We start from the raw sequence: 7094 nt of genomic DNA, 5'->3' as shown, positions 1-7094 counted from the left end.
CTGGCGGAGCGGACGGGGCTCGAACCCGCGACCCCCGGCGTGACAGGCCGGTATTCTAACCAACTGAACTACCGCTCCAATCGATGTCTGCCGTAGCAAACACCGAGTACAACACTTACATGAAAAGAGCCCGGTGACCGGGCTCTCCTCGAATTCTGTTAGTACAGAAGGGCTCGCCGACATTCTGCCGGCCGCGGTTTCGCTTGCAAGCGAAACCCTTCGAGCCCGAGGACCGTATTGTCCGCAGGGACAATACTCTGCTAACTATGTTCTGGCGGAGCGGACGGGGCTCGAACCCGCGACCCCCGGCGTGACAGGCCGGTATTCTAACCAACTGAACTACCGCTCCAGGTCTTCAAGTCCGAATCTGGTGGGCGCTGAGAGGCTCGAACTCCCGACCTAATCCTTGTAAGGGATCCGCTCTACCAACTGAGCTAAGCGCCCGCTACCACTTGAATCGAACTCCGAACATTTGTGACAACGTTCAGAAGAGGCCGTATTCTACTGCGCTGTTTCCGGATTCCGCAAGACCTTTCCAAAAAATCTTTGAAGCGAACTCACGGGTGCTGCCACGGTTTGTGGACGAACTCGAGGCTGTAGTCATCCGGGTCCAGCACATTCGCCGCATAGTAGCGCGGATCGTAATGCAGGCGCGCACCGGGGGCGCCATTGTCGGCAGCGCCGGCCGCCAGCGCGGCGCCATAAGCGGCATCGACCGCAGCGGTGCTGTCGGCCACGAAGCCCACATGCGTGGCCGGCACGCAAACCTCGCCGGGCCGCAGCCAGAAGAACACGCGGCCGTGCGCGCCGAAGCCGTACAGGTCCGGATGGCCGGGCGGGCCGGCGCGGCCGTCGTAGTCCAGCCGGTTGACGATGCCGAGCGGCGCCAGCGCCGCCGTGTAGAAAGCGATCGAACGCGGTACGTCGCGCACCGCCAGGAAGACGTGATCGAGCATGCCGGCTCCTCAGAGGACATAGCCGCCGCCGACCTCGATCGACTGTCCGTTGATCCAGCCGCCGTCGCGCGACAGCAGCATGGCGATGACGCGGGCCACTTCGTCCGTTTCGCCGACGCGGCCGAGCGCCGTCTGCGCGCCGAGCAGGGCGGCGAATTCGTCGGACAGGCCGCCGCCCAGGTCGGTGCGGATGGCGCCTGGCGACACGGCGTTGGCGCGAATGCCCCGCGCGCCGAATTCCTTCGCCATATAGCGCGTTAGTACTTCCAGCCCGCCCTTGAACGCAGCATACGGCGCCACGCCGGCGGTGGCGACGCGCGTCGTGGCGCTGGTGAGATTGACGATCGCCGCGCCTTCCGCCAGCAAGGGCAGCAGCGCCTGCGTGAGGAAGAAGGGGCCCTTCAGGTGCACGTTCAGCAGGCCGTCGAACTGCGCTTCCGTCACGCCCTCCAGCGGCGCGAACAGGCCGTAACCGGCGTTGTTGACGAGGCCCGCCAGCACATCCGTGTCCCATATCTGTTGCAATGCACGCTCCACCTCGGCGCGAAACGCGGCGAACTGCGCCGTGTCGCCCACATCCAGTCGCAGCGCGACAGCTTTGCCGCCGCCGGCCACGATCCGTTCCACGACGCCGCGCGCGGCTTCGCTGCGGGCCTGGTAGGTCAGGATGACGCCCATGCCCCGCTGCGCGCATTCGATGGCGGCCGCCGCGCCGATGCCCCGGCTGCCGCCGGTAATGACGATGACACTCATGCTCTTCTCCAGTGATTTGAAGACTGGACGATACCGACGCGGCCTGCCCGGCACTTGCAGGTTCCTGCCGCGATCCTGCCCGATCCTGCTTTTTCCCCGATCTGGCTTTTTCCCCGCTTCTGCTTTTTCACCGGGTCCGATTCTTGGCTTGCCAGCACCGCGGCGTTCTGGTCTGATACGCGCCATGCAAGAGCAACTGACCGAACTGCGGGCCCTGGCGGCCCATGCCGAAAACCGCCGGACCGAAACGGGCATCCCGCGCGTGGCGATGGTGCAGGGTGCGATTCCCGAGCACCAGCTGGCTGCCGTGTACGAGCCGATGGTCAACCTGATCCTGCAGGGCAGCAAATCGATGTCGATCGGCGGCCAAACGCTGCACTACGATCCCGCCACCTATTTCGTGATGTCCGTCGAGCTGCCCGCAGCGGGCATCGTGCGGCCCGCCAGCGACGGCGCGCCCTACCTGGCCGTCAGCCTGACGATCGATCCGGCCATCGTCGCCACACTGCTGGCCGATCTGCCCGATCCTGCCGCGCAGGACGATGCCGCAGGCTTTTCGGTGGCCGCCGTCACGCCCGAGCTGATGGATGCCTGGGTGCGCATGCTGCGGCTGATGCGACGGCCGGCGGACATCGCCGCGCTGGCACCCGTCTACGAGCGCGAGATCCTGTACCGCGTGCTGCAGGGACCGCAGGGCGGCATGCTGCGCCAGGTGGCCACGCCGGACACCGCGATGGCCCGCGTGGGCCTGGCGATCCGCTGGATGCGCCAGCACTTCACCGAGCCGCTCGGCGTCGAACAGCTGGCGGACCAGGCGGCGATGAGCGTCTCCGCCTTCCACCGCCACTTCAAGGCCGTCACGGCCCTGAGCCCGCTGCAGTACCTGAAACGCGTACGGCTGCTGCAGGCGCGCACGCTGCTGGTCGCGCATGGCCGCAGCGTGACGGCCGCCGCGTTCGACGTCGGCTACGAAAGCGCCACGCAGTTCAGCCGCGAATATGCGCGTGCCTTCGGCCTGCCGCCGGCCCGCGACGCGGCGCGCATCCTGGCCGGCCGCGGCCCCTACGACCGAACCAGTCCATGACCCCTATCGACCACGACGCCGCTGTTGAAGCGCTGTATGCCCGCGTCAGCCGCCGCCTGCTGCCGTTTCTTTTTCTGTGCTACGTGGCGGCCTACCTGGACCGCGTCAACGTGGGTTTCGCCAAGCTGCAGATGCAGGCCGACCTGGCCCTGTCGGACACCGTGTACGGCATCGGTGCCGGCATGTTCTTCATCGGTTACTTCCTGTTCGAGGTGCCATCGAACCTGCTGATGCAGAAGGTGGGCGCGCGGCGCTGGATCGCCCGAATCATGCTCACCTGGGGCGCGGTGTCGGTGGCCACCATGTTCGCCACCGGCCCGCTCAGCTTCTATGCGCTGCGCTTCCTGCTCGGCGTGGCGGAGGCGGGCTTCTTCCCCGGCGTGGTGCTGTATCTGACCTACTGGTACCCGGCGCACCGCCGCGCGCGCATCGTGGCGCTGTTCATGAGCGGCGTGGCGATTGCCGGCGTGGTGGGCGGGCCGCTGTCCGGCGCGATCATGACCGCGTTTGCCGGCACGGCGGGACTGCACGGCTGGCAGTGGCTGTTCGTGCTGGAAGGGATCCCGTCCGTCGTGCTGGGCATCTGGACGCTGTTCTACCTGGACGACGGCATCCGCAGTGCGCGCTGGCTGAGGGAAAACGAGAAGATCCTCCTGGAGCAGGCCATCGCGGAGGACGAGGGAACGCGGGCCCACCTGCCGCTGGCGCGCCTGTTCGCCAGCGGCACCGTGTGGCTGCTGGCGCTGGTGTACTTCCTGTTCGTGATGGGGCTGTATGGCGTGAGCTTCTGGCTGCCGCAGCTGCTGAAGAACAGCGGCGTGCAGAGCGTCTTCGATATCGGCCTGCTGACGGCGGTGCCGTATGGCGTGGCCGCCGTCGTGATGGTGCTCGCTGCGCGCCATTCGGACCGCTCCGGCGAGCGCCGCTGGCACACGGCGCTGGCCGGCGTGGCCGGTGCGCTGGGCCTGCTCGCCGCGACGCTGTACGCGCATGACACCGTGCTGGCGCTGGCGGCGCTGTCGCTGGCCACGGCCGGCATCCTGACGACGTTCCCGATCTTCTGGAGCCTGCCGACGGCGCTGCTGGGCGGCACGGCCGCGGCGGCCGGCATCGCGCTGATCAATTCACTGGGCAACCTGGCCGGCTTCGCCAGCCCCTACCTGGTGGGAGCGATCCGCGACGCGACAGGCAGCACGGCGGCGGGCATGCTGGTGCTCTCCGCCAGCCTGGTGCTCGGTGCCATCCTCGTGCTGGCGATGGGTCGGCGAGCGGTCTAGAACTCCTCCCACTCGTCGGCACCCGGCGTCTTCGCGGCCGGGCGTCCGGCAGCCGGTTTCATGGCAGGACCGGAGCGCGGCGCCGCCTTTGCGCCCGCCGTGGTCCGTGCCTTGACGGGAGCCGCCAGCTTCGGCTGCGTGGCCGCAGGTGGCATTGGTGCCGGTGCGGCCGCAACCTGCACGGCCCGCGGTGCACTGCCATCGATGCGGAACACGGCGATCGCCTCGGCCAGCCGCAGCGCCTGGTCGCGCATGCTGGCCGCCGCGGCGGCCGCTTCCTCCACCAGCGCGGCGTTCTGCTGGGTGGTCGAATCCATCGTCACGATCGTCGTGTTCACCTGGGCGATGCCGGAACTCTGTTCCTGGCTGGCCGAGACGATCTCGTTCATGATGTCCGTCACCTGCCTCACCGACGTGACGATACGGTCCATCGTGGTGCCGGCCTGGTCGACCAGGCGGCTGCCCGATTCCACCTTCTCCACCGAGTCGTTGATCAGGTCCTTGATCTCGCGCGCCGCGCTGGCCGAGCGCTGCGCCAGGTTGCGCACCTCCGACGCCACCACGGCAAAGCCGCGCCCCTGCTCGCCGGCCCGCGCCGCTTCCACCGCGGCGTTCAGCGCCAGGATGTTCGTCTGGAAGGCGATGCCGTCGATGACGGCGATGATGTCGACGATCTTGGCCGAGCTGTCGCGGATCGAGCCCATCGTCTGCACCACCTGGCTGACGACCTGGCCGCCCTCGTTGGCATGCGTGGCGGCGGTCACCACCAGCTGGTTGGCTTGGCGCGCATTCTCGGCGTTCTGCTGCACCGTGGAGGTGAGCTGCTCCATCGACGATGCCGTCTCCTCCAGGCTGGCGGCCTGCTGCTCGGTGCGATTCGACAGGTCCATATTGCCGGTGGCGATTTCGGCCGCCGCCGTGTTGATCGTGTCCGTGCTTTCGCGGACGGTGCGCACGGTGCTGGTGAGGGAGGCGGACATGTCGCCCAGCGCCTGCAGCAGCCGGCCCGTTTCGTCGCGGCGCTGCGTGTCGATGCGGGAGGTCAGGTCGCCCGTCGCCACCGTCTCGGCGATCTGCACGGCCTCGCCGATCGGGCCGGTGACGGAGCGCGTGATGAGCCAGCCTGCCACGATCGAGACCAGCGTGGCCAGCACCAGCAGCACCACCAGCAGCATGGTGGCCGAGCTGGCCGCGTCGGCGGCGGCCCGGGCATCGTTCGTCATCAGGTCGCGCTGCGATTGCAGCAGGCCGTCCACCGCCACGAAGTAGGCCGTCTGCGCGGGGATCACGTCGCGGAACAGCGCCTGCACGGCGCCTTCGTGGTCGCCGCCGCGGAACTGGGCGATGGCCTTCTCGCGCAGTTCGCGGTAGGTGCCGTATGCGGCGTTCTGCTTCTTGAAGAACTCCACCGAGACGGGGGCCACCAGGATCTTGCCCAGCCTTTCGCTGATCTCGCCGCCGCTGCGCTCGGCATCGGCCATCTGCTGCAGGAAGTCGCGGGTCTGGGCCGCATCCTGGGTCAGCATCGCGTTGCGCAGCGCCTGGGCGCCGCGGTTGGCCTGGTTGCGCATGTCGTTGGCCAGCGTGATCTTGTTATAGCGGTCGTTGACGATGCGGTCCGTGTGGCCGGCCATCTGCTGTATGCGGCTGACGCCGACCAGCGACATGACGAGCATGATGAGAATGGTGATCGCATAGCCGAGGCCGAGGCGGGTGCCGATGCGCAGGTTCGATAGGGTCACGGTGGCTCCTCTGTGGCAGTGGAAGGGATGGCAGGGCCCATGGTACGCGTCTGCCTGCCGGGCGGCGCCTGCATGGCACGATCCGTCCAATACTGGATATAATCACAGTGATCCGATTCCCGACTTCCCCATGGACCAGCCGCGCCGCATAGCCCACCTCGACATGGATGCGTTTTTCGCATCGGTCGAACTGCTGCGCTATCCGGAACTGCGCGGCCTGCCGGTCGTCGTCGGCGGCGGCGCGCGCCACCAGCCGGTGGTGCAGGAAGACGGCACGCGCCGCTTCTCCACGCTGCGCGATTACGCCGGCCGCGGCGTGGTGACGACGTCCACGTATGAAGCCCGTGCGCTGGGCGTGTTCTCGGCGATGGGCACGATGAAGGCGGCCGCGCTGGCGCCGGACGCGATCCTGCTGCCGACCGATTTCGAATCGTACAAGCGCTATTCGCGCCTGTTCAAGGAGGCGGTGGCGACGATCGTGCCGGACATCGAGGACCGCGGCATCGACGAGATCTATCTCGATCTCACCAGCCATCCCGAGGAAACCCGCGCGCTGGGCATGCGGCTGAAGCGGGCCGTCAACGAAGCCACCGGCCTGACCTGCTCGATCGGCATCGCACCCAATAAACTGCTGGCGAAGATCTGCTCGGACCTGGACAAGCCCGATGGCCTGACGGTCGTCTCGTTCGACGATGTGCCCACGCGCATCTGGCCCCTGTCGGCGAAGAAGATCAACGGCATCGGCCCGAAGGCGTATGCCAAGCTGGTGGGGCTGGGCATCGAGACGGTGGGCCAGCTGGCGCAGGCCGATCCGAAACTGCTGCAGGAGCACTTCGGCCTGAACTCGGCGGAGTGGCTGCGCCGCGTGGCGCATGGGCACGACGAGCGGGAAGTCGTCACCCGCTCCGACCCGAAAGGCGTCAGCCGCGAAACGACCTTCGAGCGCGACCTGCATGTGAAGGCGGACCGGGACGCGCTGTCCGAGATCTTCACGCGCCTGTGCACGCGGCTCTCGGAAGACCTGCACCGCAAGCGCTACGCGGGCCGCACGGTGGGCATCAAGCTGCGCTATGCCGACTTTCGCACGGTGACGCGCGACGTGACCTTGCCGGAACCGACCGCCGACGCCGCCACGATCCGCCGCGCGGCCGGCGAATGCCTGCGCCGCGTGCCGCTCGACCAGCGGCTGCGGCTGCTGGGCGTGCGGGTCAGCGCGCTGGTGCCGCTCGACGAACTCGACCGACATCGCGCGGGGCAGCAGGGCGAGCTGTTCGGGTATTGA

Annotated in this window: 6 protein-coding genes and 3 tRNA genes; 3 read left to right on the top strand and 6 right to left on the bottom strand. The window is 67.8% G+C overall.

Features of this window, described 5'->3' with window-relative positions; translation table 11 throughout:
• Position 1 precedes the first annotated feature (1 nt).
• From IP91_RS25690 to IP91_RS25670, 5 genes are all read right to left on the bottom strand, one after another.
• Positions 2 to 78: transfer RNA gene (locus IP91_RS25690), tRNA-Asp, on the bottom strand.
• Positions 79 to 272: 194 nt separating this feature from the next.
• Positions 273 to 349 (bottom strand) — tRNA-Asp (locus IP91_RS25685).
• Between the two features lie 19 nt (positions 350 to 368).
• Positions 369 to 444, bottom strand: a tRNA-Val gene (locus IP91_RS25680).
• A 113-nt stretch (positions 445 to 557) separates the two neighbouring features.
• Complete coding sequence (locus IP91_RS25675) at positions 558 to 956, bottom strand: VOC family protein (RefSeq protein WP_145653445.1); 399 nt, start codon at positions 954 to 956, stop codon at positions 558 to 560.
• A gap of 9 nt (positions 957 to 965) precedes the next feature.
• A complete protein-coding gene (locus IP91_RS25670; protein ID WP_145653443.1) occupies positions 966 to 1709 on the bottom strand; it encodes an SDR family NAD(P)-dependent oxidoreductase in 744 nt (247 codons plus the stop codon).
• Positions 1710 to 1893: 184 nt separating this feature from the next.
• On the opposite strand from IP91_RS25670, the gene IP91_RS25665 reads away from it, so the two are divergent.
• Together IP91_RS25665 and IP91_RS25660 are read left to right on the top strand one after the other, a co-directional pair.
• Complete coding sequence (locus IP91_RS25665) at positions 1894 to 2793, top strand: AraC family transcriptional regulator (protein WP_145653441.1); 900 nt, start codon at positions 1894 to 1896, stop codon at positions 2791 to 2793.
• Entirely contained in the window at positions 2790 to 4070 is a 1281-nt protein-coding gene (locus tag IP91_RS25660) for an MFS transporter (protein WP_145653438.1), read from the top strand. Before IP91_RS25665 ends, IP91_RS25660 begins: the two co-directional genes overlap by 4 nt.
• On the opposite strand, the gene IP91_RS26665 is transcribed toward IP91_RS25660, so the two are convergent.
• Positions 4067 to 5812, bottom strand: a complete 1746-nt coding sequence (locus IP91_RS26665; protein ID WP_145653436.1) for a methyl-accepting chemotaxis protein — start codon at positions 5810 to 5812, stop codon at positions 4067 to 4069. The genes IP91_RS25660 and IP91_RS26665 overlap by 4 nt on opposite strands.
• A gap of 130 nt (positions 5813 to 5942) precedes the next feature.
• On the opposite strand from IP91_RS26665, the gene dinB reads away from it, so the two are divergent.
• Positions 5943 to 7094 carry a DNA polymerase IV gene (gene dinB, locus IP91_RS25650; RefSeq protein WP_145653434.1) on the top strand — a complete coding sequence of 384 codons (1152 nt, stop codon included), beginning with the start codon at positions 5943 to 5945 and terminating at the stop codon, positions 7092 to 7094.

It is taken from the genome of Pseudoduganella lurida (genome assembly GCF_007830455.1).
GTDB lineage: Bacteria > Pseudomonadota > Gammaproteobacteria > Burkholderiales > Burkholderiaceae_D > Rugamonas > Rugamonas lurida.
This window is presented reverse-complemented; position numbering and strand designations above follow the sequence as displayed.